Here is a 25022-nt window from a genome sequence, read left to right on the forward strand (position 1 = left end):
ATGGCAAAAGAATATAGCCGTACCCAACGAATCGGTGATCAGATGCAGCGCGAGCTGGCCCAGCTGATCCGCCGCGAAGTCAAAGACCCGCGCGTCGGCCTGGTCACCATTACCGCAGTGGAAGTCAGCCGTGACGTCGGTCATGCGAAGATTTTCATCACCGTGATGGGCCAGGACAGCGCCGAAGAAATCGCCCAAAGCATCAAGGTGCTCAACTCCGCCGCCGGTTTCCTGCGCATGCAGTTGGCCCGGGAGATGAAGTTGCGCAGCGTCCCACAGTTGCACTTCCACTACGACGAAAGCGTCGTGCGGGGTGCGCACCTGTCGGCGTTGATTGAACGCGCCGTGGCTGAAGACAGTCAGCACCCGGTTGCGGCTGAACCTGAAGACACCAAGGAGTAATTCGGTGGCTCAGGTCAAACGTATCCGTCGTAACGTCAGCGGCATCATCCTGCTCGACAAGCCGTTGGGGTTCACCTCCAACGCCGCGTTGCAGAAGGTCCGCTGGCTGCTCAATGCCGAGAAGGCCGGGCACACCGGTAGCCTCGATCCGCTGGCCACTGGCGTATTGCCGCTGTGCTTCGGCGAAGCGACCAAGTTCTCTCAATACCTGCTCGATTCCGACAAGGGTTATGAAACCCTGGCGCAACTGGGCAAGACCACCACCACGGCGGACGCCGAAGGTGAGGTTCTGCTGGAGCGCCCGGTGACCGTTGGTCAGGCGGATGTCGAGGCCGTATTGCCGCATTTTCGCGGGCAAATCAGTCAGATACCGCCGATGTACTCCGCCCTCAAGCGTGATGGCCAGCCGTTGTACAAGCTGGCCCGTGCAGGCGAAGTAGTGGAGCGCGAACCGCGTTCTGTTACTATTGCGCGCTTGGAATTGCTGGCCTTTGACGGTAATACTGCACGGCTCGCCGTGGATTGCAGCAAAGGCACCTATATCCGCACCCTGGTGGAGGATATCGGTGAGCAGCTCGGCTGTGGCGCGTACGTGGCAGAATTGCGACGGACCCAGGCCGGGCCTTTCACGCTGGCCCAGACGGTCACCCTGGAAGAGCTCGAAGCGGTACATGCCGAAGGCGGCAACGAAGCGGTCGACCGTTTCCTGATGCCATCGGACAGCGGGTTGCTGGATTGGCCGCTGTTGCAGTTCTCGGAACACAGCGCGTTCTACTGGCTCAACGGCCAGCCGGTACGCGCCCCGGATGCGCCGAAGTTCGGCATGGTACGGGTACAGGATCACAATGGTCGCTTCATCGGTATCGGTGAAGTGAGCGAAGACGGGCGGATCGCGCCGCGTCGACTGATTCGGTCGGAATGACCGGAACCAGCCTGCGTAACAACAGGCTGGCGAGTGTGGCTGTTAACAGGCACGGTCACTACTCATTTATAGATACAGGGATTTGTCCCTGGCCTGTTGAAACCGCCCTTGGGTGGTTTCCTGATAAAAGGATTGCCTCATGGCTCTCGACGTTCAAGAAAAAGCACAAATCGTAGCTGACTACCAGCAAGCTGTTGGTGACACTGGTTCGCCAGAAGTGCAAGTTGCACTGCTGACCCACAACATCAACAAGCTGCAAGGTCACTTCAAGGCCAACGGTAAAGATCACCACTCCCGTCGTGGTCTGATCCGCATGGTAAACCAGCGCCGTAAGCTGCTGGACTACCTGAAAGGCAAGGATCTGGGTCGCTATCAGACTCTGATCGGTCGCCTGGGTCTGCGTCGCTAATCAGCGATTGCGCTAGAGGTTGGTTGTTTGCCGTGTGCCGGTGGGATTCCCGCTGGCCATGGCAGGCTCCCAGCCTCAAGTTTTATCTGGATACACGTTTTACCCTGGACAAGGGTTGGGCCGACTCCCGACATTGCCCAAGAATTTCGCAAGAAGACAAGTTCCCCAAGAGCCACAAAGAAGGTAGGACACCGTGAACCCGGTAATCAAAAAATTCCAATTCGGTCAGTCGACCGTTACCCTCGAGACTGGCCGTATCGCCCGTCAGGCCTCCGGCGCAGTGCTGGTCACCGTTGACGACGACGTCAGCGTATTGGTGACCGTTGTCGGTGCCAAGCAAGCCGATCCAGGCAAGGGTTTCTTCCCTCTGTCTGTTCACTACCAGGAAAAGACTTACGCTGCCGGTAAGATCCCTGGCGGTTTCTTCAAGCGCGAAGGCCGTCCTTCCGAGAAAGAAACCCTGACTTCCCGACTGATCGACCGTCCGATCCGTCCGCTGTTCCCAGAAGGCTTCATGAACGAAGTGCAGGTTGTCTGCACCGTCGTCTCCACCAGCAAGAAAACCGATCCGGACATCGCTGCGATGATCGGTACCTCGGCTGCCCTGGCCATCTCCGGCATTCCTTTCGATGGCCCGATCGGCGCTGCCCGCGTGGCGTTCCACGAAAGCACCGGCTACCTGCTGAACCCAACCTACGAGCAACTGAAAGCCTCGAGCCTGGACATGGTCGTGGCCGGTACTTCCGAAGCCGTGCTGATGGTTGAGTCCGAAGCCAAGGAACTGACCGAAGACCAGATGCTGGGCGCCGTACTGTTCGCCCACGACGAGTTCCAGGTGGTGATCAACGCCGTCAAGGAACTGGCCGCCGAAGCCGCCAAGCCAACCTGGTCCTGGGCTCCGCAAGCCGAAGCCACCGAACTGCTGGGCGCTATCCGTGCCGAGTTCGGCGAAGCGATCTCCCAGGCCTACACCATCACCGTCAAGGCCGACCGTTATGCGCGTCTGGGCGAGCTGAAAGACCAGGTGGTTGCCAAACTGTCCGGTGAAGAAGGCCAGCCATCTGCCGCTGAAGTCAAAGCCGCTTTCGGTGAAATCGAATACCGCACCGTTCGCGAAAACATCGTCAACGGCAAGCCGCGTATCGACGGTCGCGACACCCGCACCGTACGTCCGCTGAACATCGAAGTCGGCGTTCTGCCGAAGACCCACGGTTCGGCACTGTTCACCCGTGGCGAAACCCAGGCCCTGGTCGTTGCCACGCTGGGCACCGCCCGTGACGCGCAACTGCTGGACACCCTGGAAGGCGAAAAGAAAGACCCGTTCATGCTGCACTACAACTTCCCTCCGTTCTCGGTGGGCGAGTGTGGTCGCATGGGTGGCGCAGGTCGCCGCGAAATCGGTCACGGCCGTCTGGCCCGTCGTTCGGTCCAGGCCATGCTGCCTGCTGCCGACGTGTTCCCGTACACCATTCGTGTGGTATCGGAAATCACCGAGTCCAACGGTTCGAGCTCCATGGCTTCGGTCTGCGGCGCTTCCCTGGCCCTGATGGACGCTGGTGTGCCAATGAAGGCACCGGTTGCCGGTATCGCCATGGGTCTGGTTAAAGAAGGCGAGAAATTCGCCGTCCTGACCGACATCCTGGGCGACGAAGATCACCTCGGCGACATGGACTTCAAAGTAGCCGGTACCGCCAAAGGTGTTACCGCGCTGCAGATGGACATCAAGATCAAGGGCATCACCGAAGAGATCATGGAAATCGCCCTGGGCCAAGCCCTGGAAGCGCGCCTGAATATCCTCGGCCAGATGAACCAGATCATCGGTCAGTCCCGTACCGAGCTGTCGGAAAATGCTCCGACCATGATCGCGATGAAAAATCGACACCGACAAAATCCGTGATGTCATCGGTAAAGGCGGCGCGACCATCCGTGCGATCTGTGAAGAAACCAAGGCTTCGATCGACATCGAAGACGACGGTTCGATCAAGATCTTCGGCGAAACCAAGGAAGCGGCAGAAGCGGCACGCCAGCGCGTCCTGGGCATCACCGCCGAAGCCGAGATCGGCAAGATCTACGTCGGCAAGGTTGAGCGCATCGTCGACTTCGGTGCCTTCGTCAACATCCTGCCGGGCAAGGACGGTCTGGTTCACATCTCCATGCTGAGCGATGCTCGCGTCGAGAAAGTGACCGACATCCTCAAAGAAGGCCAGGAAGTGGAAGTGCTGGTACTGGACGTGGACAACCGCGGCCGTATCAAGCTGTCCATCAAGGACGTCGCAGCAGCCAAGGCATCGGGCGTTTTAATCACCCCCTCGCTTAGCCGCTGAACAAGCAAACGCCCCGACTGGTTCGGGGCGTTTTTGCTGTGTGGCGAAAATCCCTGTGTCGCGGGTTTGCCTGGCCACAGGGGACGATGCTAGGTTTAGCCACCGCCCGTGTAGCTCAGTCGGTAGAGCAGCGCACTCGTAACGCGAAGGTCGCAGGTTCGATTCCTGTCTCGGGCAAAAAACTTTTTTCGCCTGCGCTTTTTATGCGTGATGCTGTAGATATTCGTTCAGTGCTTGGCGTGTCAGGTCATTCAGCGACACATTTTGACGAGTCGCAGCCAAAGCCGCTGCCAAATGCAGATCGTGGCCGATGCGAACATTGAACGATCCCTTGCAGGGTATTTCCGGCTTCTGACCTAGCCGCTCGCAGGTCTGTAGATAATCATCTACGGATTCGCGAAAAGCCGTTTCTAGTTCGGCCACCGTTTGTCCCTCATAGCTCACCAGCGCCCGAATGAATAAGAGCTTTCCGAACAGGCACTTATCTTCGGTGCTCGCTTCAATTGAGCCCACGTAGCCCTTGTAATGTAGCTGGGTGCTCATGGGATCAGGCCTCCTGTTTTTCAATTGTTCAATAATCTGGCGTCTTACATACATTTTGAGCTCATTACCTGGCTGCGGCTTGTGTAAGTTGATCATTGCACTTGGGTCGCCATTATCGAATTTAACTCGACTGCCCGAGCCTTCCAGTTGGGAGTAACCCAAGCGACGTAATAGGGTGATGAGTTGCGGCCAAGTGAATGAGCTTTGTTCATTGAGCAGCTTTGCGAGGTTTTTTTTCATTTTTTTGACATGAGCGCTTTTCGTTGCGACTGAATATAGTTGCAGGCGTCGGGGCGGTCAATGAGAAGGCTTGGGTCATCGAGCCTCAGTGCCGAAGTAATGGAATATTTATAAGGGGTTAATCCCCGCCCATGGAAACGAGAAACTGTAACCGGGCGCATACCTCGTTCCTCTATTCGATTCCGGTTGTTGCACTGGCTTGCGTCTCTGTTAGGATTCCTTGTCCCAAAAAATCAAACACCTTTGTTTTCAGATGATCCCCGAATGGTTCTGAAGGCCAAATAAACCGGGCTTTTAAACGGTTTTCTGCGTCAGAGAGATCCTTGATGATCCAGATCCATCTTCCATTCCCCAGATCAGCGAGAACGCCATGACCGTTAAAGAATTGACCCAGGAAGCCAGGCACGAAGAAGCGCTGAAAAAATACGTACTGGACGCGCCCCAGTTGCTGGAAGAGATCAAGGACTTGCCCGCCGACGATCAGAAAGACCAGATCCAGTGGGCGTTCGAGGACGAAGCCGAAGCCCAGGGGCTGCAGCCCTGGGAGCTGACGCTCAAGTACACCAGCACGCCTGAAGAGTTCGAGGAGCAGCGCTTTGCGTTGCACAAGGAAGCGGCCGAGGTGTTGGGTGTGGAATGGGATGAATACTGCGAGATGAATAATCTTGTAGTTTAGAAGCAGCTACAAGCTACAAGCTACAAGCTACAAGCTACAAGCTACAAGCTACAAGCTACAAGCTACAAGCTACAAGCTACAAGCTACAAGCTTCAAGCTGCAAGGCAAGCGTCGAACCGCTTGAAGCTTGCAGCTTGAAGCTCCCCACTGCTCCTCAGATACTGAGCCGCATCGACAGGTCCACCGCCTTCACATCCTTGGTCATCGCCCCGATGGAAATGTAGTCCACCCCGGTCTCGGCAATCGGGCGCAACGTGCTTTCGTTGATCCCGCCACTGGCCTCCAGCTTCGCCTTGCCGCCGTTCAGGCGTACGGCTTCACGCATGTCGTCCAGGCTCAGCTCGTCGAGCATGATGATGTCGGCGTTGGCCGCCAACGCTTCTTTCAATTCCGCCAGGCTTTCCACTTCGATTTCCACCGGTTTACCCGGCGCGATCTTGTGGGCGGCAGCAATGGCCTGGGCAACGCCGCCGCAGGCAGCAATGTGGTTTTCCTTGATCAGGAACGCATCGTAAAGGCCGATGCGGTGGTTATGGCAACCGCCGCAGGTGACGGCGTACTTCTGGGCCAGGCGCAGCCCAGGCAGGGTCTTGCGGGTGTCCAGCAGCTTGACCTGGGTGTCGGCGACAAAGTCGGCCAGGTAGCGGGCCCGGGTGGCAACGCCCGAGAGCATTTGCAGGAAGTTCAGCGCGCTGCGTTCACCGGTCAGCAGCGAGCGGGCCGGACCTTCGAGGTGGAATAGCGCCTGATCGGGGTTCACCCGGTCGCCGTCATGTACTTGCCAATGCACCGCGACACGCGGGTCCAGTTGCCGGAACACGGCATCGACCCAGGCGGTGCCGCTGATGGTCGCGGCTTCGCGGGTAATGATGGTGGCCTTGGCCAGGCGTTCGGCGGGGATCAGTTGTGCGGTGATGTCGCCGCTGCCGATGTCTTCGAGCAACGCACGGCGTACGTTGGCTTCGATTTCGGCGGTCAGATCGGCAAGACGTAGGTTCGGCATAACGGGCTCCACAAACAAAGTGGCCCGATTATAGGGCCAGGCTGCGAGCGAACCCAAGGCGCCAGATGTCTGCTGCCGTCGTCGAAACCTGCATTTGGTCGCATCCTCGCAACATTTCCTCGATTGATCGGTCACTTATTGCGAAGTATTTCGAGCTGGGTCACAGAGTACTGCTGGTATGACGGGATTCTTTGCCAGATAATCCGCCTTTCGATTGACGTCATAGCTTTGACGTAGCGAACCGAAGAATGCCGTTTCAGGGGGCCAGGATGCATAACGACGGGAATGTAGTGCCTTTGCACAAGGCTTCTACCGATCAGGCGAATCATTCGCCGCTCGCCCGCCTGCCTGTGATTCTGTTGCAGGTTCGCGATAAGGCTGCCCAGCAGTTGCGCTTTGGCTTGCAAGGGCTGTTCGATAACGCCGACGATACGCTGTTCGAAATGGCCGACCGGGCACGCAATGATGTCGAGCAGAACCTGTTCTTCGAAGCCATGCGGGACCTGCGCCTGAAACGCAAGAGTATTGAACGCGGGTTTATCGAGCAGTTTTTCGAGGCGTTCGTCAGCCTCGTCCAATACGACCTGACGCAAGCCGCCTTGGTGCCCGTGCTGGCGCCAGGTCCCCAGGCTCAGGCAACGCATGACGACCTGGAGCGCCATTTGGCCGTTGAGGCCATGGTCACACGAGTACTCGGTCGTGATGGCGTGTCGCTCGATCAACTGACGGCACGCCTCAGCGTGCTGCTGGACCGGCCGTTGACGAATCAGCAGAACCCCCTGAACCCCGCGCGGCTGTGTGAGAATTTTCTACAGGCCGGGCGCAACCTGGGCGTAGGGATCAAGGTCAAGCTGATCCTGCTCAAACTATTCGAGCGCTATGTGCTCAGCGAATGCGACCCGCTCTATGGCGAGGCCAATCAGTTGCTGGCGGCCACCGGTATCTTGCCGGACCTCAAGGTTTCGCTTTCCCGACGTGCTTCGGACCGTATCGACGATAACCCTGCGCCCAAGGTCGATAGCGCGCCCAGGCCCAAGGCTTCGGAGGTCGATGACAGCGTGCAGGAGGTGTTCGCTGCGTTGCAGAAACTCTTGCTGCAGGTGCGTGGCAGCGTGGCGCCTACGTTGGAGGCCAGCGCAGCGGCCCAGCCGATCTCGACCCGTGACCTGCTGCGGTTGCTCTCCCACCTGCAACAATACGTCCCCGCGCCCACCGTCCATGACGAGTTCGATTTGCGTAGCCAGCTCGAACAACTGCTGACCCGGGTCAGTGTCAGGAGCGGCAAGTCCCGGGTGGTCGAGGGCGCCGACGAAGACGTCATTAATCTGATCTCGATGATGTTCGAATTCATCCTCGACGACCATAACCTGCCGGACTCCCTCAAGGCCCTGATCGGCCGTCTGCAGATCCCGATGCTCAAGGTCGCGGTGCAGGACAAGAGTTTCTTCAGTCGCGGCAATCATCCGGCCCGACGGCTGCTCAATGAAATCGCCGCGGCGGCCATGGGCTGGGGCGCTTGCGACGATCATCAGCGCGATAGCCTTTATCTGCGTATCGAGCAAGTGGTGCAGCGCCTGTTGAATGACTTCGTCGATGACCCGGCGATTTTCTCCGAACTGCTCGCCGACTTCCTGGCCTTCACCAGTGACGAGCGGCGCCGCAGTGAGTTGCTTGAACAGCGCATTCGTGACGCTGAAGAGGGACGGGCCAAGGCCGAGCTGGCTCGCCTGCGCGTCGAAGGGGCGTTGAACCAAGTCATGCTGGGCAAGGTGTTGCCACTCGCCGTGGTGGAGTTCGTGCAGCAGGCCTGGAGCCAGGTGTTGTTACTGACCTGTTTCAAGCACGGCAAGTATTCAGCCGAGTGGCAGGCCGACGTAGCGACCTTGGAGCAGCTGATCTGGAGTGTCCAGCATCACGACGAGCCAGACGCCGGCCTGCGTTTACTGGCGATCGTGCCGGAACTGCTCAAGGCCTTGCGCGACGGCCTGAACCGTTCGGCGTTCGACCCGTTTGCCACCAGCGAGTTTTTCAGCGAGCTGGAAGCCTTGCATGTTCGGGCCCTTGAGCAGGTGGGGCAGGCAACGGACCCGGCTCAGTCGCTCAATTCGCCGGTCATGGTCCAGGTGCGCGAGAAAATTGTCCTGCGCACCGCCCAGCATGCGCCGGCGGATAACGCAGAGGTACGCTTGCCGGCCGATGACGTGGGCCTGATGCAGGTCGACCAATTGCGCCTGGGAAGCTGGGTGGAGTTCCAGGAAGACGATGACAACAGCCTGCGTTGCAAACTGGCGGCGATCATCGAGGCCACCGGCAAGTACATCTTCGTCAACCGCACCGGCCTGAAAGTGCAGGAGCACAGCCGCACCAGCCTGGCCCTGGAGTTTCGCCGGGGCGCGGTGCGCCTGTTGGACGACACCCTGCTGTTCGACCGGGCACTGGAGTCGGTGCTGGGCAATTTGCGTCAGCTCAATCGCGGCAAGTGATCGCGCAGCCTGGCCCGATCACGGCATACTGACGACATTCCCGGTCGTCTTCCAAGGAACCTGTATGCAGCTGGACTCCGCGAGCGGTTGGTGCGATGGCGTGCGTCATTGCCCATCGCCCAATTTCAATGCGCGCCCCGAGGGCGAGATTTCCCTGCTGGTGATCCACAACATCAGCCTGCCGCCGGCACAATTCGCCACGGGCAAGGTGCAGGAATTCTTCCAGAATCGTCTGGATGTCACGGAACATCCCTATTTTGCCGGTATCGCCGACTTGCGCGTCTCTGCGCATTTCCTGATCGAGCGTGACGGCGCCGTCACCCAGTTTGTCTCCTGTCTGGACCGCGCCTGGCATGCGGGTGTCTCGTGCTTCGAAGGACGGGAAACGTGTAACGATTTTTCCATAGGCATCGAGCTTGAGGGCACCGATGATCTGCCTTTCGCCGACGCGCAATATGTCGCGTTGGTGGAGCTGACCCGGCAGTTGCAGGCGGCGTTCAGGGCGATCACGGTGCAGCGTATCTGTGGGCATAGCGACATCGCTCCGGGGCGCAAGACCGATCCAGGACCGGCATTCGACTGGGCACGCTATCGCGCGGCCCTGACAGAAGGGGAAGGACAATGAGTTTTCTGGTGTTGCTGCTGGCGGTCTGGATCGAGAAGTTCTCGGCCTTGCGCCAGCGGGTCCAGCGCGACGGCGGGTGGTTGAGCGAACTGAACAAGCTCGAGGCGAGCCCACGCTGGGTCAACCGGCCTTGGCTCGTCCTGGTGGTGATGGTCCTGCTGCCCGTGGCCCTGCTGGCATTGTTGCTGTGGGTACTGGAGCCGGTGGCCTATGGTCTGCTGGCCTTGCCGGTGCATCTGTTGGTGGTGATTTACAGCCTGGGGCGCGGCGATCTGCTGGCAGACCTGGGGCCCTTTCGCGATGCGTGGCGTCGGGAAGACCTGCAAGCGGCAGCCCATGTGGCCAAGCGCGACCTGGACATCGAAGCCGATGACGGCGAGAAGTTGCTGGAGCGGGTCCAGGGGTATTTGCTGTGGCAGGCTTACCAGAGCTTTTTCGCGGTGATTTTCTGGTACTTCCTGCTGGGGCCGGTCGCGGCCCTGAGCTATCGCCTGTTGGCACTGGCCGCCGAGCACAGCCAGAACCCCGGTGTGGTCGAGCGCGCCGCGCAGATGCGCCATGCCTTCGACTGGGTGCCGGTGCGGCTGCTGGCGGCGAGCTTCGCCCTGGTGGGCAATTTCGTCGCGGTCAGCCGAGTCATGCTGCATGAGCTGTTGAACTGGAACATCAGCGCGGCCCATCTGATCGACAAGGTAGGCCTGGTGGCTGGCGAGATTCCCAAGCCCGTGGCCGGGCCGGATGGCATCAACAGCCTGGATAGGCTTTGGGAGTTGCTGCTGCGCTCGGCGGTGCTGTGGTATGCCGGATTTGCGTTGTGGACGGTGCTGGCTTAAGAACAGCAAGGTCATGCCATTGTGGTGAGGGGATTTATCCCCGCTGGGCTGCATAGCAGACCCATTGATTCAACTTAGAAATGCCAGGGGCCGCTCCGCGCCCCAGCGGGGATAAATCCCCGCGCCACAAAGGGCAGGTCGCTCGTTAACCTTAAGTTACAAATCTCCCCTTCGATTTAGGCTATACAGAAGCAGCGCGCCCAATAGTGGCTTTCTGCTGTCTCCGTGCGCGAACTCATAAAAATAAGAACACTTACCGGGAGGCTTCCTTGTGAAGAGTTTGCTCTGGCCCGCCGTCGCGCTGATGAACCGCCTGAGCTTCGGCATGAAGTTCAGCCTGATCAGCGTGTTGTTTCTGCTGCCGATGCTGGTGACCAATTTCTTTCTGGTGCGCGAATCCTATCGAGAGTTCCAGGGCACCCACGTGGAGCTGCAAAGCCTCGACCTGCTGGGCAGCAGCCTGACCCTGCGCCGGGACCTGGAAACCCTGAATAATTTGGTGCAGATCAACGCCAGCCTCGGACAGTCCGGCAAGGCCGGTGACGTGGAGGCGAAGATCGGCAGCCTTGAGCAGCAGGTGCTGGCGCGCTTGCAGGGCATGACCGCGATGGCTGTCGAGGCCGAACAGGTCAGCGCCTTCGATGCCAAGCGCGACGAAATGATTGCGGCATTCAAGGCGCAGCAGGCGGAAAACTCCCTGCTAAGCAAAAGCGCGGCGATCGCCAAGTTGCTCAACAACGCGCAGATGTTCAGTCAGATTATCGCGAGCCAGGCGGGCTTGAGCCGCGACAACCAGGGCGACATCCGTCAGCTCAGCGAATTGATCATCGGCATGACCCCCAAGGTCACCCAGACTCTCGGCGAAGGCCGGGCACTGGGCGCGTCATCGTTGGGGCTGGGCTTTCTCAATTCAGCCTCGAGTACCCGCTTCGACGAGTTGCTGGCGCAGATCGAAAAGCTCCAGGGCGAATACGACGTGAAACTGCAGGATGCCCTGGGCTCCAGCAAGGCCGCCGGGCAAGCCCTTGCCGCTCAGGCCGACGGCAGCAAGAGCACCCTCAAGAAGGTCTCGGAGCTGATCGAGGAGCAGGTGGTGATGGCCGACACCCTCGATGCGCCGTGGCCGGCGTTCTATGACCAGGTCAGCGGCCTGATGGAGCAGACTTACCGGCTGAACGAAGCGACCCAGGGCTTCCTGGGTGTCCAGTTGCAACAGCGCCTGGAGCAGAATCGCAGCCACATGGTGCTGCAAGCCGTGGCCCTGGCGGCCGTATTCCTGCTGATTTTTTACCTGTACGCCGGCTTCTATGCGTCGACCCGCACCACGCTCCAGCACCTGGGCCAGATGATGGACAAGGTGGCGGCGGGGGACATGACGGTCAATTTCGTGGCCCGCAGCAAGGACGAGCTGGGCGAGTTGGGTGAAGTGTTCAACGGCACCGTAAAGAAAATCCATGACCTGATCGAACAGGTCGGCCGGACCGTCGCCGAAGTCGAGCGCCAGGCCGGGCAGGTGGAAGCGGTATCGGCCCAGAGCAACCAGGCCGTCGCCGGCCAGCGCAGCCAGATCGAACTGGTGGCCACGGCGATGAACCAGATGTCGGCGACGGCCCAGGAGGTCGCCCGCAGTGCCGCCGCGGCGGTCAGCAGTGCTCACAGCGTCAACGACGAGACCCTTAGCGGGCGTGGGCTGGTGGAGTCCCAGCAGGGTAGCATCGCCCGGTTGGCCAGCGAGATCGATCAGTCGGTGCAGGTGATCAATCAACTGGCGATCGACAGCCAGGCCATCAGCCGCGTGCTGGATGTGATCAAGAGCATCGCCGAGCAGACCAACCTGCTGGCCCTCAACGCCGCCATCGAAGCGGCCCGGGCGGGCGAGCAAGGGCGCGGTTTTGCGGTGGTGGCCGACGAAGTGCGGACCCTGGCCAAGCGGACCCAACAATCGACCGAAGAGATCGAAGCGATGATCAGCCGGCTGCACGGTGGCGTGGGCGCCGCCGTCAAGGCCATGGGCAGCAGTCATGAGATGGCCAGCGGCACGGTCGGTCAGTCGGAAAAGGTCCAGCAGGCACTGGAAAATATCCTCGGCGCCGTCGGCATGATCGTCGACCAGAACCAGCAGATCGCCGCCGCCGTGGAGCAGCAGACGGCCGTGGCCCACGATATCGACCAGAACATCGTCGAGATCAACCGTGCCGGCGAACGCACCGCCGAAGGTGCGCACCAGACCGAAGACGCCAGCCGCGAACTGTCCGCCCAGGTGGTGCAGCTCAAGCAGTTGATCAATGCGTTTCGGGTGTAGCTACAGAACGGCGTTCGCCGCCGATCCAATGTGGGAGCGAGCTTGCTCGCGATTGCAGTGTGTCAGACAGCCTTTTGTCGACTGACACTCCGCTATCGCGAGCAAGCTCGCTCCCACAGGGTTTTTACCAGTTGAACAAATCGCGGGCGTTGGTGGTGCTGGCCTCAGCCAGTTGTTCTGGACTGACCGTCATGATCTGCGCCAGCGCCTCGCAAATGGCCGGCAAATGCGCTGGGCTGTTGCGCTGGCCGGGGAACATCGCCGGGGCCATGTCCGGTGAGTCGGTTTCCAGCACCACCGCTTCCAGCGGCAGTTTCGCCAGCACCCGGTGCATGCGCAGGGCCTGGGGCCAGGTCGCGGCGCCGCCCAGGCCGAGCTTGAAGCCGAGCTTGATGTATTCGCGGGCCTCTTCAAGGCTGCCGGCGAACGCGTGGATGATCCCCTTGCGGCCCAGGCCGAAGCGCTTGAGGGTCGCGATCACGGCAGCATGGCTGCGGCGCACGTGGATCAGCGCCGGCAGTTCGAACTCCGCCGCCAACTGCAGTTGCGCCTCGAACAGCGTTTGCTGGCGCTCACGGTCGAGGGTTTCGATGTAGTAGTCGAGGCCGATTTCCCCTACGGCACACAATTGCCGATGCCCGGCCAGGCGGGCCAGCCATTCGCGCAATTGTGCCAGGTCTTCGGGGCAATGCTGATCGAGGTACACCGGATGCAGGCCCAAGGCAGCGTGCAGGTCCGGGTCGCTTTGCACCAGGTCCCAGACCCGCTGCCAGTTATCTCGATACACCCCCAGCACCACCATCTGCCGGACGCCCAAGGCGCGGCTCTCGGCCAGCAGGGCCGAGCGGTCCGCGTCGAAGTCCGGGAAATCCAGGTGGGTGTGGGTGTCGATCAACTCCATGCTTCAGCCTTGGTGAATGCGCTGCTTGAACGTCCGCGCGATGGCCTGGACGCCAGGCTGGTAGTCATCGTTTTCGATGGCCGCCAGTGCCAGTTCCAATGCTTTGTCGGCGATCAGTTGATGCTGCTGGGACATGGCGTTGACCGGCAGCGGCAGGAAATCCAGCAACTGCGTGTCACCGAACGTGCCCAGGCGCAGCGGGCGCGATTTGAGCGGGAAATCGTGCAGGGCATCGAACACCCCTTGCAGCAGGACATAGGAGGTGGTGATCAGCGCATCGGGCAGGTGCCCCAGGCGCGCAAGCATTTCATCCATCAACTGGCGGCCACATTCACGGCTGAACGATTCGCCATGCTCGATCAACACCTGGCCTTCGAAGCCGGCCAGCGCTTCGTTAAAACCGGCGGTCCGTTCCTGGCTGATGCTCAACTCGGGGCGGGCGCTGATCAGCGCGATTTGCCGCGGATGGGTCTCCAGCAGGCTGCGGGTCAGTTGCAGGCTGGCCTGACGGTCGTCGCTGATCACCGAACAGAAATGCGCAGGCTCCATCACCCGGTCGATGGCGATGATCGGAATGCCCTTGGCCTGCAATTGGCGGTAACTGTCGTCCCCGGTCGGCAGGCAACTGGCAACGATCAGCGCATCGCAGCGGCGCGCGCGGAACAGCTGCAACAGTTGTCGCTCGCTGTCGGGCGCATCGTCGGAACTGGCAATCAGCAACTGATAGCCCCGCGCCCGTGCGCCTTGTTCCAGCAGCTTGGCGATACGCGCGTAACTGGGGTTTTCCAGGTCCGGCAGGATGAACCCCAAGGTACGCGTGTGCCGGCTGCGCAGCCCGGCGGCCTGGGGATTGGGCGTGAAGCCATGTTCCTTGACCACCGCTCGCACCCGCTCGACGGTGGCGTTGCTGATGCGTTGCTGTTCGGCCTTGCCATTGATGACATAGCTGGCGGTGGTCACGGATACACCGGCCAGTTGGGCAATATCACTGAGTTTCAACCCGGTTTTCCTTATTTTTTCGAGTTCGCCCCGACAATAAGGGCCATCCTACCCGATTCAAGCTGATGGTCACCGTCCAAGCGCTTACGACAAGTTGCACTTCAAGGATGAGAGATTATCGAGTAACGTGCCAATCTTTCTAGATTAAACGTTTCAGCAAGCGTATTTTCAAGGTTAGCAGGATTTTTGGCCCGTCTGCCGCGATAGCGCCAAAAACCGTCCTGCAACGCTAAGCTGATTCATTCAAAACAATACCTGGCGCCAACCGGACGCCAAAAAGGAGAAAGCATGCTCGAGCTCACTCTAGAGCAGATATCCATGGCTCAGACCGCTGTGGATAAAGACGCTGCGCTGCAACTGCTCGCTGACAAACTGGTGGCCGATGGCCTGGTGGCTGACGGCTACCTGGCTGGCTTGCAGGCCCGCGAAGCCCAGGGCTCGACCTTTCTTGGCCAAGGTATTGCCATTCCCCACGGCACGCCGCAAACCCGTGACCTGGTTTATTCCACTGGCGTACGCCTGCTGCAATTCCCGGAAGGTGTGGACTGGGGCGATGGCCAGATCGTTTACCTGGCCATCGGCATTGCGGCCAAGTCCGACGAACACCTGCGCCTGCTGCAACTGCTGACCCGCGCCCTCGGCGAGACTGACCTGGGTGAGGCCCTGCGCCGTGCCGGCTCCGCCGAAGCCCTGTTGAAGCTGCTGCAAGGCGCGCCGCAGGAGCTGGCCCTGGATGCGCAAATGATCGGTCTCGGCGTGTCGGCTGACGATTTCGAAGAGCTGGTGTGGCGCGGTGCCCGACTGCTGCGCCAGGCCGACTGCGTGAGCAACGGCTTTGCCGGTGTCTTGCAGCAAGTCGAGGCGCTGCCCCTGGGCGACGGCTTGTGGTGGCTGCACAGTGAACAGACCGTCAAGCGCCCGGGATTGGCTTTCGTCACGCCGGACAAACCCATCCGCTACCTCGGTCAACCCCTGAGTGGCCTGTTCTGTCTCGCCAGCCTCGGCGAGGCTCACCAGAGCTTGCTGGAACGGCTCTGCGCGCTGTTGATCGAGGGCCGCGGCCATGAACTGGGTCGCGCCACCAGCAGCCGCAAGGTTCTCGAAGTGCTCGGTGGCGAACTGCCCGCCGACTGGCCCAGCGCGCGCATCGGCCTGGCCAACGCCCATGGCTTGCACGCGCGGCCGGCGAAGATCCTCGCGCAACTGGCGAAAAGTTTCGACGGCGAGATCCGCGTGCGCATCGTCGACGGTCAGGACAGCGCCGTGTCGGTCAAGAGCCTGAGCAAGTTGCTGAGTCTGGGCGCCCGGCGTGGACAGGTCCTGGAGTTCATCGCCGAACCGAGCATTGCCAACGACGCATTGCCGGCGCTGCTGGCGGCCATCGAAGAAGGCCTTGGCGAAGAAGTCGAACCGTTGCCACCACCAAGTACGCCGCGAGAACCGGCGATGGCCGAAGTCGCCACCGTCATGCTGGCCCCCGAATCCGGCAGCCTGATCCAGGCCGTCGCCGCGGCGCCCGGCATTGCCATCGGTCCGGCCCACATTCAGGTGCTGCAGGCCATTGATTACCCGCTGCGCGGCGAGTCCGCGGCCATCGAGCGCGAGCGCCTGCAAAATGCCTTGAACCAGGTACGGCGCGATATCGAAGGCTTGGTCGAACGGGCCAAGGCCAAGGCCATCCGCGAAATCTTCATCACCCACCAGGAAATGCTCGACGACCCGGAACTGACCGACGAAGTCGACACTCGCTTGAAGCTGGGCGAGAGTGCGCAAGCGGCGTGGATGGGCGTGATCGAAGCCGCCGCCAAAGAGCAGGAAGCCTTGCAGGATGCCTTGCTGGCCGAACGGGCCGCCGATCTGCGAGACGTCGGCCGTCGGGTGCTGGCGCAGCTGTGTGGCGTCGAAACCCTGAGCGAACCCGATCAACCCTACATCCTGGTGATGGACGAAGTCGGCCCGTCCGACGTGGCCCGCCTGGACCCGGCCCGGGTGGCCGGGATTCTGACCGCCCGCGGCGGCGCCACCGCCCACAGCGCCATCGTTGCCCGGGCCTTGGGCATTCCAGCGTTGGTGGGGGCGGGGCCGGCGGTGTTGTTGCTGGCGCCGGGCACGCCCTTGCTGCTGGACGGCCAGCGCGGTCGCCTGCACGTGGACCCCGATGCCGCCACCCTGCAACGGGCCACCGAAGAACGCGACACCCGCGAGCAGCGCCTCAAGATTGCCGCCGAACAGCGCCACCAGCCGGCATTGACCCGTGACGGTCACGCCGTGGAGGTGTTTGCCAACATTGGCGAGAGCGCCGGCGTGACCAGCGCGGTGGAGCAGGGCGCTGAAGGCATCGGCCTGTTGCGCACCGAGCTGATTTTCATGGCCCACACCCAGGCGCCGGACGAAGCGACCCAGGAAGCCGAATACCGCAAGGTGCTCGATGGCCTGGGCGGTCGGCCGCTGGTGGTGCGCACCCTGGATGTCGGCGGCGACAAACCGCTGCCGTACTGGCCGATCGCGAAAGAAGAAAACCCATTCCTCGGCGTGCGGGGTATTCGCCTGACGTTGCAACGTCCGCAGGTCATGGAAGCGCAATTGCGTGCCCTGTTGCGTTCGGCGGACAACCGTCCGTTGCGAATCATGTTCCCGATGGTGGGCAGCGTCGATGAGTGGCGCCAGGCCCGGGCCATGACCGAACGCCTGCGCCTGGAAATCCCGGTGGCGGACCTGCAACTGGGGATCATGATCGAAGTGCCGTCCGCCGCGTTGCTCGCGCCCGTGCTGGCCAAGGAAGTCGACTTCTTCAGCGTCGGCACCAACGACCTGACGCAATACACCCTGGCCATCGACCGTGGTCACCCGACCCTTTCGGCCCAGGCCGATGGCTTGCACCCGGCCGTGTTGCAACTGATCGACATCACTGTGCGTGCCGCCCATGCCCATGGCAAGTGGGTCGGTGTCTGCGGTGAGCTGGCCGCTGATCCACTGGCGGTGCCAGTGCTGGTGGGCCTGGGCGTGGACGAGCTGAGTGTCTCGGCCCGCAGCATTGCCGAGGTCAAGGCGCGGGTCCGCGAACTGAGTCTGGTGCAAGTACAAACCCTGGCCCAAGAGGCGTTGGCCGTGGGCAGCGCCGATGACGTGCGCGCATTAGTGGAGGCGCTGTAATGGCGAAGATTCTTACCCTGACCCTCAACCCGGCGCTCGACCTTACGGTGGAACTGGCGCGCCTGGAACCGGGGCAGGTCAACCGCAGTGACGACATGCACACCCATGCCGCCGGCAAAGGCGTGAACGTGGCCCAGGTGCTGGCTGACCTCGGTCATACGCTGACGGTCAGTGGCTTTCTGGGCGAAGACAACGCCCAAGTGTTCGAGACCCTGTTCACCCAGCGCGGCTTTGTCGATGCCTTTATCCGCGTGCCTGGGGAAACCCGCAGCAACATCAAGCTGGCCGAGCAGGACGGACGCATCACCGACCTCAACGGCCCGGGGCCGGTGGTCGACGAAGCCGCGCAGCAGGCGTTGCTGGAGCGACTGGCGCAAATCGCCCCCGGTCACGACGTCGTGGTGGTGGCAGGCAGCTTGCCCCGAGGTGTCAGCCCACAGTGGTTGCAGGCGTTGATCACGCGCTTGAAAAAGCTCGGCCTGAATGTCGCCCTCGACACCAGCGGTGAAGCCTTGCGCGTCGCGTTGGCGGCGGGGCCGTGGCTGATCAAGCCGAACACCGAAGAGCTGGCCGATGCGCTGGGCTGTGAGGTGGTGGGTGAGGTGGCCGAGGCGCAAGCCGCCCAGCGCCTGCATGCCCAGGGTATCGAACATGTGGTGATTTCCCATGGTGCCGACGGTGTGAACTGGTTCAGCGTCGGTACGGCGCTGCATGCCTCGCCGCCCAAGGTCAGCGTCGCCAGCACCGTGGGTGCCGGTGATTCGTTGCTGGCCGGCATGCTTCACGGCCTGCTCGGCGCTCATGCCCCGGAGCAGACCTTGCGCACCGCCACGGCCATTGCGGCCATGGCGGTCACGCAGATCGGTTTTGGCATCCACGACACCGCGTTGCTGGCGTCGCTCGAACAGGGCGTGCGCGTGCGCCCCCTGACAGAACAATAAGAGGGTTCGCAAGATGAAATTAGCCATTGTGACGGCCTGCCCGAACGGCATGGTCACCAGTGTGTTGTGCGCCCGCCTGCTGGATGCGGCGGCGCAGCGCCAGGGTTGGAGCACCAGTGTCGAAGTCCATGACGCGGCCCATCCGGAACGCCAGTTGTCGGCGGCGACCCTTGAAGCGGCCGAGTGGGTGTTGCTGGTTGCCAGCGGCCCGGTGGATATGTCGCGGTTCGTCGGCAAGCGTCTGTTTCGCAGCACCCCGGCCCAAGCCCTGCAAGACGTCGATTCGGTGCTGCGTCGCGGTGCCGAAGAGGCCGAGGTCCTTGTCGAATCGGATGTGCTGGAAGAGGCGCCGACGGTATCGGCCGAGCGTGCCCCGCGCCTGGTCGCCATCACCGCATGCCCAACAGGTGTTGCCCATACCTTCATGGCCGCCGAGGCCTTGCAGCAGGCGGCGACGAAACTGGGCTACGACCTGCAAGTGGAAACCCAGGGTTCGGTGGGCGCACGCAATCCGCTGAGCGCCGAGGCCATCGCCGAAGCAGACGTGGTGCTACTGGCGACCGACATTGAAGTCGCCACCGAGCGGTTTGCCGGCAAGAAGATCTTCCGTTGCGGCACGGGCATTGCCTTGAAACAGGCCGAAGCGACGCTGAACAAAGCGCTGGTCGAAGCTCGCCAGGAAAGTGCGTCGAGCGGCGCCAGTGCCCCGGCCAAGTCGGAGAAGACCGGCGCCTACAAGCATCTGCTGACGGGGGTGTCGTTCATGCTGCCGATGGTGGTGGCCGGTGGTTTGATGATCGCCTTGTCGTTCGTGTTCGGCATCGAGGCCTTCAAGGAGCCTGGAACCCTGGCGGCCGCGCTGATGCAGATCGGCGGCGAGACTGCGTTCAAATTGATGGTGCCGTTGCTGGCCGGCTACATCGCCTATTCCATCGCCGACCGGCCGGGCCTGGCGCCAGGCATGATCGGCGGGATGCTGGCGAGCACCCTGGGCGCCGGCTTCATTGGCGGGATCATCGCCGGTTTCCTGGCCGGTTACGCGGCCAAGGCGATCAGCCGCTACGCGCGCTTGCCCCAGAGCCTGGAAGCGCTCAAGCCGATCCTGATCATCCCGTTGCTGGCGAGCCTGTTCACCGGCCTGGTGATGATCTACATCGTCGGCAAACCGGTGGCGGGCATGCTCGAAGCCTTGACCCACTTCCTCGACAGCATGGGCACCACCAACGCGATTCTGCTGGGCGTGCTGCTGGGGGCGATGATGTGCGTCGACCTCGGCGGACCGATCAACAAGGCCGCCTATGCGTTTTCGGTGGGGCTGCTGGCTTCGCAGAGTTATGCACCTATGGCCGCGGCCATGGCTGCCGGCATGGTGCCGCCCATTGGCCTGGGCATCGCCACGTTTATCGCCCGGCGCAAATTTGCCCAGACCGAGCGCGAGGCCGGTAAAGCGGCACTGGTGCTGGGACTGTGCTTCATCTCCGAAGGCGCGATCCCGTTCGCGGCCAAGGATCCGCTGCGGGTGATCCCGGCGAGCATCGCCGGCGGCGCACTGACCGGTGCGCTGTCGATGTACTTCGGCTGCAAGCTCATGGCCCCCCACGGCGGCCTGTTCGTGATGCTGATCCCCAACGCCATCAACCATGCGTTGTTGTACTTGCTGGCGATCGTGGCGGGGAGCCTGCTGACGGCAGTGGCGTACGCGCTGCTCAAGCGGCCGGAAGTGGTGGAGATGGCGTTGGAGCCGGCCAAGGCCTGATCGCTTCTTTGAAGCAATGAAATCCCCCTGTGGGAGCGAGCTTGCTCGCGATAGCGGTGTATCAGTCGACAACTTGGTTGCCTGACACTCCGCCATCGCGAGCAAGCTCGCTCCCACAGGGGGTTCAGGGGCGAACATAAAATCCCTGTCACACCCACTTCATACAGCCATGCTTAAGTTTTCCCATTTCAAGGGAGAACACCATGAGCGAATTCGACCTGGGCCGTCGTCGTGTGATGCAAGCCGTGGGCGCGGGGTTGTTGTTGCCAGGGTTGGCGCCGGCGGTGATGGCTTCGGTCAAGGATCGCCCGGTGCTCACCGACGGCGTGCAATCGGGCGACTTGCAGGGCGACCGGGCGATGATCTGGAGCCGCAGCGACCGTCCGGCGCGGATGGTGGTGGAGTGGGACACCCGCAGCAAGTTCAGCAATCCCCGTCACTTCGTCTCGCCCGTGGCCGACGCCCGCAGTGATTTCACCGCCCGGGTCGAACTGACCGGGTTGCCCCGCGACCAGGCGATTTTCTACCGTGTACATTTCGAAGATGTCCAAAGCGGGGTTGCCAGCGAACCCTGGCTTGGCCACCTGCGCAGCGTGCCGCAGTTCAAGCGCAACATCCGTTTTGTCTGGAGTGGCGATACTGTCGGCCAGGGTTTCGGGATCAACCCGGACATCGGCGGCATGCGCATTTACGAAGCCATGCGCCTGCGCCTGCCGGATTTCTTTATCCACAGCGGCGACACCATCTACGCTGACGGTCCGGTGCCGGCGCAAATCACCACCGAGGGCGGACGCGTCTGGCGCAACCTCACCACCGAAGCCAAGAGCAAGGTCGCCGAAACCCTTGACGAGTATCGTGGCAACTACCGCTACAACCTGATGGATGAAAACGTGCGTCGTTTCAACGCTGAAGTGCCGCAGATCTGGCAATGGGACGACCATGAGGTGGTCAATAACTGGTCACCGGGCAAGCAACTGGACGAGCGTTACCAGACCAAGGACATCCACAGCCTGGTGGGGCGTGCGCGGCAGGCCTGGCTGGAGTACGCGCCGATGCGTTTGCAGAAGGCCGACGGCGGCGGGCGGATCTATCGCAAGCTCAGTTACGGGCCGATGCTGGATGTGTTCGTGCTGGACATGCGCAGTTACCGCGAAGCCAACGACGCCAACCTCGGCGCGGCCAAACCGTTCCTGGGGCGTGAGCAATTGAATTGGCTCAAGCGCGAGTTGAAGCAATCCCGCGCCCAGTGGAAAGTCATTGCCGCCGACATGCCCATCGGCCTGGGCGTGCCCGACGGCGAGGTCAGCCCCGGCGTGCCGCGTTGGGAAGCGGTTGCCAACGGCGAGCCCGGCCCGGCCCAGGGACGTGAACTGGAGATCGCCGAACTGTTGGGTTACCTGCGCACGCATCAGGTGCGCAACTACGTCTGGCTCACCGCCGATGTCCACTACTGCGCCGCCCATCACTACCACCCGGAGCAGGCCGCGTTCCAGGATTTCGAACCGTTCTGGGAGTTTGTCGCCGGGCCGCTGAACGCCGGCAGCTTCGGACCCAACGCCCTGGACAAGACCTTCGGCCCTGAGGTGGTGTTCCAGAAAGCGCCACCGGCCCAGAACACCTCACCGTTTGCCGGGTATCAGTTCTTTGGCGAGGTGAACATCGATGGGCAGAGCGGGGAGATGAGCGTGGTGTTGCGGGATCTGGAAGGCGTGGCGGTGTTTGAGAAGAAGTTGCAGCCCGTGTGAATTTCAAGCAAACCAGGAACCCATGTGGGAGCGAGCTTGCTCGCGATGGCGGTGTATCAGTCAACACATGGCTGACTGGAAAACCGTCATCGCGAGCAAGCTCGCTCCCACAGGAAATGGCGTGTTACTTGAGTAGGGATGGTCAGTAGACATCCCGTCGATACCGCCCCAGCTCGATCAGCCGTTCCACTTCCTCACGCCCCAGCACCAGGTTGAGCACGTGATCCACCCCTGACGCCATGCCCTGCAAGCTGCCGCAGACATAGATCACCGCGCCATCGGCCATCCATTGCTTGAGCAGCGCGGCCGATTCCAGCAGGCGGTCCTGGACGTAGATTTTCTTTTCCTGATCCCGGGAAAAAGCCAGGTCCAAGCGCTCCAGGTCGCCGGAGGTCACCCATTCCTGCAACTCGTCGCGACAGTGGAAATCGTGTTCGCGGTTGCGTTCGCCAAACAGCAGCCAGTTGCGCTGCATGCCCTCGGCCACGCGTGCCTTGAGCAGGCTGCGCAGGCCGGCCAGGCCGGTGCCGTTGCCCAGCAGGATCATCGGCACGCCTTGGGGCGGCAGATGAAAACCGCTGTTGCGGCGTACCCGCAGGCTGATGGCGCTGCCCAGCGGGGCGTGTTCGGTGAGCCAGCCGGAACCGACGCCCAGGCTGCCGTCGGCATGACGTTCCTGGCGCACGATCAGTTCCAGCACGCCGTCGGCCGGGATCGAGGCAATGGAATATTCGCGCATTGCCAGCGGCGCCAGCGCCTCCACCAATGCCTGGGCGTGCAGGCCGACCAGATGGGCACGGTTTTCCGGCAGGTGCCGGGTGGCCAGGGCCTGGTTGAGGCTCTGGGGCAAGCCGTCGACGTGCACGCGAGCGTTGCCGGAGAGGCCGAGGCCATCGAGAAAATGTTCGATGGCCGACAGGTCATTGCGTGGCAGGACCTGCACCAGGTCACCGGCCAGCCAACTGCTCGGGCCTGGCGCCGTGAGGCCCAGCAAATACACGCCCGATCCGCTGCTTTCGGGGTTGAGCAGGGTGCGCTGGCTGAGTGTCCAGTGCTCGAAGCTCGGCGCTTGCCAGATGTCCACTGGCGCCTGTCCGGTCAGCTCGGCCAGTTGTTGTTGCCAGTGACGCAAGGCGTAAGGGTCGCCACTGTCAACTTCCACCGGAGCGAACAGGGTCTTGCCGCCGTGCTCCGCCAGCCAGGCATGCAGGCGCCGGGCGAAGCCGCAGAAGTTTTCATACTGCCGGTCGCCCAGGCCCAGCACCGCATACTGCAAGCGCTCCAGGCTCAGGGCGCGGCCCAGCACCTTGCGCTCGAAGCCCCGGGCGCTGTCGGGGCCTTCGCCGTCGCCAAAGGTGCTGACGACAAACAAGGCGTGGGTGGAGTTGCTCAGGTCGTGCTCGCTGACGCCGGCCAGGGGCTGGACCTTCACCGGCAGGCCGGCGGCCTGGAGCTGGCCGGCGGTCTGCCAGGCCAGTTGTTCGGCGAAACCGCTCTGGCTGGCGAAGCCGATCAGCCAGGCTGGCGCGTCGGTGGGTAGGGGGGCGAGCTCCTGGCGGGCCTGTTTGACGTGGCGCTTTTTGCGGCGCCGGTCCAGGTACAGCAACCAGCCGGTGATGAAGAACAGCGGCATGGTCAGCGCGGCGACCGTGACCAGGATCCGCCCGACCAGACCGAAGTAACTGCCGACATGCAGGGCATAGATACTGGTCAGCAGTTGCGCCTTGAGGCTCTTGTCGCTGTAGCGGCTGTGCTGGCTGACGACGCCGGTGACCGGGTCGAGGATGAGCTGGTTCAGCGCCCGGTCGTGAGGCGAGTCCTTGAGCGTGTAGAACACTGTGGCGGGTTGCCCGGCCACCGGCGGCATGCGCACGTTATAGGCGATCAGCCCCGGGCCGGCGGCGCTGTAGATGCTGCTCCACATCGCTCGGTAATCAGCCACGGGCGGCGGGCCGCTCGGCGCCGGGCCGCGATTGCGCACACGTTCATCCTTGGGCGAGTCGGAGAGCAGGCGGGTGACGCCTTTGTTGTACCACTCGTAGGACCAGGTCAGTCCGGTCAGTGCCGCCAGCAGATAGAACACCAGGCACCAGGTGCCGGCGACCGAATGCAGGTCCCAATTGAAGCTGCGGCCTTTTTTCGCCCAGTCGAGGGTCAGCCAGGCGCGCCAGCTTTTCCATTGGCGCGGCCAGCGCAGGTACAGCCCGGACAAGCAGAAAAATACCAGGATCAGCGTGCAGGCACCGGTGATCTGCCGGCCCACCTCGTCCAGGGCCAGGACGCGGTGCAACTTGAGCGTCAGGCCGAAGAAGTCCTGGCCCACCACATCGCCCATGAACTGAGCGGTGTAGGGATTGAAATAGCGCATGGCCCCGCGTTTTTCCCCAGGCGGGGCGGCGAAGATGACCCGCGCGGCGTTGCCGCTATCGGTCTCGACCCAGAGCATGGCGACGGTCTTGCCCGAGGCGGCTTCGATCTGCTCCACCAGCTCGGCGGGCGGCAGGACACCGGCCGGTTGCTTTTCGACCATCAGCACCTGCGGATTCAAGGCGCGCAGGATCTCGTCCTGGAACGACACCGCAGCACCGGTAATGCCCATAAACGCCAGGACCAGCCCGGCACTGATGCCGAAAAACCAGTGCAACTGGAACAGGGTTTTCTTCAACACGTCACCCGCCTTCACTCATTACTGTTCATCACGGCGTGCATTATGCCGTGTGTTATCGAGAAGCATTCATAAACACGCGCAAAAGCCCCCAATCAAT

Annotated in this window: 17 protein-coding genes, 1 tRNA gene and 2 pseudogenes; 14 read left to right on the forward strand and 6 right to left on the reverse strand. The window is 62.0% G+C overall.

Annotation, left to right across the window (positions count from 1 at the left end):
* The 5 genes and pseudogenes from rbfA to LOY70_RS04130 all read left to right on the forward strand — a co-directional run bounded on the left by rbfA (nucleotide 1) and on the right by LOY70_RS04130 (nucleotide 4234).
* Nucleotides 1-402, forward strand: a complete 402-nt coding sequence (gene rbfA, locus LOY70_RS04110; protein ID WP_003177871.1) for a 30S ribosome-binding factor RbfA — start codon at nucleotides 1-3, stop codon at nucleotides 400-402.
* 4 nt (nucleotides 403-406) lie between these two features.
* Entirely contained in the window at nucleotides 407-1324 is a 918-nt protein-coding gene (gene truB, locus LOY70_RS04115; RefSeq protein ID WP_123342824.1) for a tRNA pseudouridine(55) synthase TruB, read from the forward strand.
* A 139-nt stretch (nucleotides 1325-1463) separates the two neighbouring features.
* Nucleotides 1464-1733, forward strand: coding sequence for a 30S ribosomal protein S15 (gene rpsO / locus LOY70_RS04120; RefSeq protein ID WP_003177875.1), 270 nt, complete (start codon nucleotides 1464-1466; stop codon nucleotides 1731-1733).
* A gap of 193 nt (nucleotides 1734-1926) precedes the next feature.
* Nucleotides 1927-4057, forward strand: a pseudogene (pnp, locus tag LOY70_RS04125) (polyribonucleotide nucleotidyltransferase).
* A gap of 104 nt (nucleotides 4058-4161) precedes the next feature.
* Nucleotides 4162-4234: transfer RNA gene (locus LOY70_RS04130), tRNA-Thr, on the forward strand.
* Nucleotides 4235-4258: 24 nt separating this feature from the next.
* Here the strand turns inward: LOY70_RS04130 and LOY70_RS04135 are convergent.
* Nucleotides 4259-4600, reverse strand: coding sequence for a type II toxin-antitoxin system HicB family antitoxin (locus tag LOY70_RS04135; protein ID WP_265037966.1), 342 nt, complete (start codon nucleotides 4598-4600; stop codon nucleotides 4259-4261).
* A gap of 15 nt (nucleotides 4601-4615) precedes the next feature.
* A pseudogene (locus tag LOY70_RS04140) lies at nucleotides 4616-4840 on the reverse strand (type II toxin-antitoxin system HicA family toxin); the annotation flags it as partial.
* Between the two features lie 370 nt (nucleotides 4841-5210).
* On the opposite strand from LOY70_RS04140, the gene LOY70_RS04145 reads away from it, so the two are divergent.
* Nucleotides 5211-5516: a DUF6388 family protein gene (locus tag LOY70_RS04145; RefSeq protein ID WP_123416431.1), complete on the forward strand. Its 306-nt coding sequence runs from the start codon at nucleotides 5211-5213 to the stop codon at nucleotides 5514-5516.
* A 154-nt stretch (nucleotides 5517-5670) separates the two neighbouring features.
* Here the strand turns inward: LOY70_RS04145 and nadC are convergent, their stop codons facing one another.
* On the reverse strand, nucleotides 5671-6519 hold the full coding sequence (gene nadC, locus LOY70_RS04150) for a carboxylating nicotinate-nucleotide diphosphorylase (protein ID WP_265033632.1): 849 nt from the start codon (nucleotides 6517-6519) through the stop codon (nucleotides 5671-5673).
* A 269-nt stretch (nucleotides 6520-6788) separates the two neighbouring features.
* Here nadC and LOY70_RS04155 point away from each other — a divergent pair, with 269 nt between their 5' ends.
* The 4 genes from LOY70_RS04155 (at nucleotide 6789) to LOY70_RS30090 (ending at nucleotide 12762) form a co-directional block, all read left to right on the forward strand.
* Complete coding sequence (locus LOY70_RS04155; RefSeq protein ID WP_265033633.1) at nucleotides 6789-9002, forward strand: DUF1631 domain-containing protein; 2214 nt, start codon at nucleotides 6789-6791, stop codon at nucleotides 9000-9002.
* Between the two features lie 64 nt (nucleotides 9003-9066).
* Nucleotides 9067-9627: a 1,6-anhydro-N-acetylmuramyl-L-alanine amidase AmpD gene (ampD, locus tag LOY70_RS04160; protein ID WP_123342819.1), complete on the forward strand. Its 561-nt coding sequence runs from the start codon at nucleotides 9067-9069 to the stop codon at nucleotides 9625-9627.
* On the forward strand, nucleotides 9624-10460 hold the full coding sequence (gene ampE, locus LOY70_RS04165) for a regulatory signaling modulator protein AmpE (RefSeq protein ID WP_265033636.1): 837 nt from the start codon (nucleotides 9624-9626) through the stop codon (nucleotides 10458-10460). Before ampD ends, ampE begins: the two co-directional genes overlap by 4 nt.
* Before the next feature lie 1597 nt (nucleotides 10461-12057).
* Nucleotides 12058-12762: a methyl-accepting chemotaxis protein gene (locus LOY70_RS30090; protein ID WP_405045652.1), complete on the forward strand. Its 705-nt coding sequence runs from the start codon at nucleotides 12058-12060 to the stop codon at nucleotides 12760-12762.
* 124 nt (nucleotides 12763-12886) lie between these two features.
* On the opposite strand, the gene LOY70_RS04175 is transcribed toward LOY70_RS30090, so the two are convergent.
* Nucleotides 12887-13663 (reverse strand): TatD family hydrolase, encoded by a 777-nt coding sequence (locus tag LOY70_RS04175; RefSeq protein WP_265033640.1) that lies wholly within the window; start codon nucleotides 13661-13663, stop codon nucleotides 12887-12889.
* Nucleotides 13664-13666: 3 nt separating this feature from the next.
* A complete protein-coding gene (gene cra / locus LOY70_RS04180) occupies nucleotides 13667-14662 on the reverse strand; it encodes a catabolite repressor/activator (protein ID WP_265033642.1) in 996 nt (331 codons plus the stop codon).
* Nucleotides 14663-14950: 288 nt separating this feature from the next.
* Here cra and ptsP point away from each other — a divergent pair, with 288 nt between their 5' ends.
* The 4 genes from ptsP (at nucleotide 14951) to LOY70_RS04200 (ending at nucleotide 22257) form a co-directional block, all read left to right on the forward strand.
* Complete coding sequence (gene ptsP, locus LOY70_RS04185) at nucleotides 14951-17815, forward strand: phosphoenolpyruvate--protein phosphotransferase (RefSeq protein WP_265033644.1); 2865 nt, start codon at nucleotides 14951-14953, stop codon at nucleotides 17813-17815.
* Nucleotides 17815-18756, forward strand: a complete 942-nt coding sequence (pfkB, locus tag LOY70_RS04190; RefSeq protein WP_265033646.1) for a 1-phosphofructokinase — start codon at nucleotides 17815-17817, stop codon at nucleotides 18754-18756. Before ptsP ends, pfkB begins: the two co-directional genes overlap by 1 nt.
* Before the next feature lie 13 nt (nucleotides 18757-18769).
* Nucleotides 18770-20512: a PTS fructose-like transporter subunit IIB gene (locus LOY70_RS04195; RefSeq protein WP_265033648.1), complete on the forward strand. Its 1743-nt coding sequence runs from the start codon at nucleotides 18770-18772 to the stop codon at nucleotides 20510-20512.
* Nucleotides 20513-20715: 203 nt separating this feature from the next.
* Nucleotides 20716-22257, forward strand: a complete 1542-nt coding sequence (locus LOY70_RS04200) for an alkaline phosphatase D family protein (protein ID WP_265033649.1) — start codon at nucleotides 20716-20718, stop codon at nucleotides 22255-22257.
* Nucleotides 22258-22399: 142 nt separating this feature from the next.
* On the opposite strand, the gene LOY70_RS04205 is transcribed toward LOY70_RS04200, so the two are convergent.
* Nucleotides 22400-24925, reverse strand: coding sequence for a sulfite reductase flavoprotein subunit alpha (locus LOY70_RS04205; RefSeq protein WP_265033651.1), 2526 nt, complete (start codon nucleotides 24923-24925; stop codon nucleotides 22400-22402).
* Nucleotides 24926-25022 lie beyond the last annotated feature (97 nt).

The sequence above is a fragment of the Pseudomonas sp. B21-054 genome (assembly GCF_026016345.1).
Lineage (GTDB): Bacteria > Pseudomonadota > Gammaproteobacteria > Pseudomonadales > Pseudomonadaceae > Aquipseudomonas.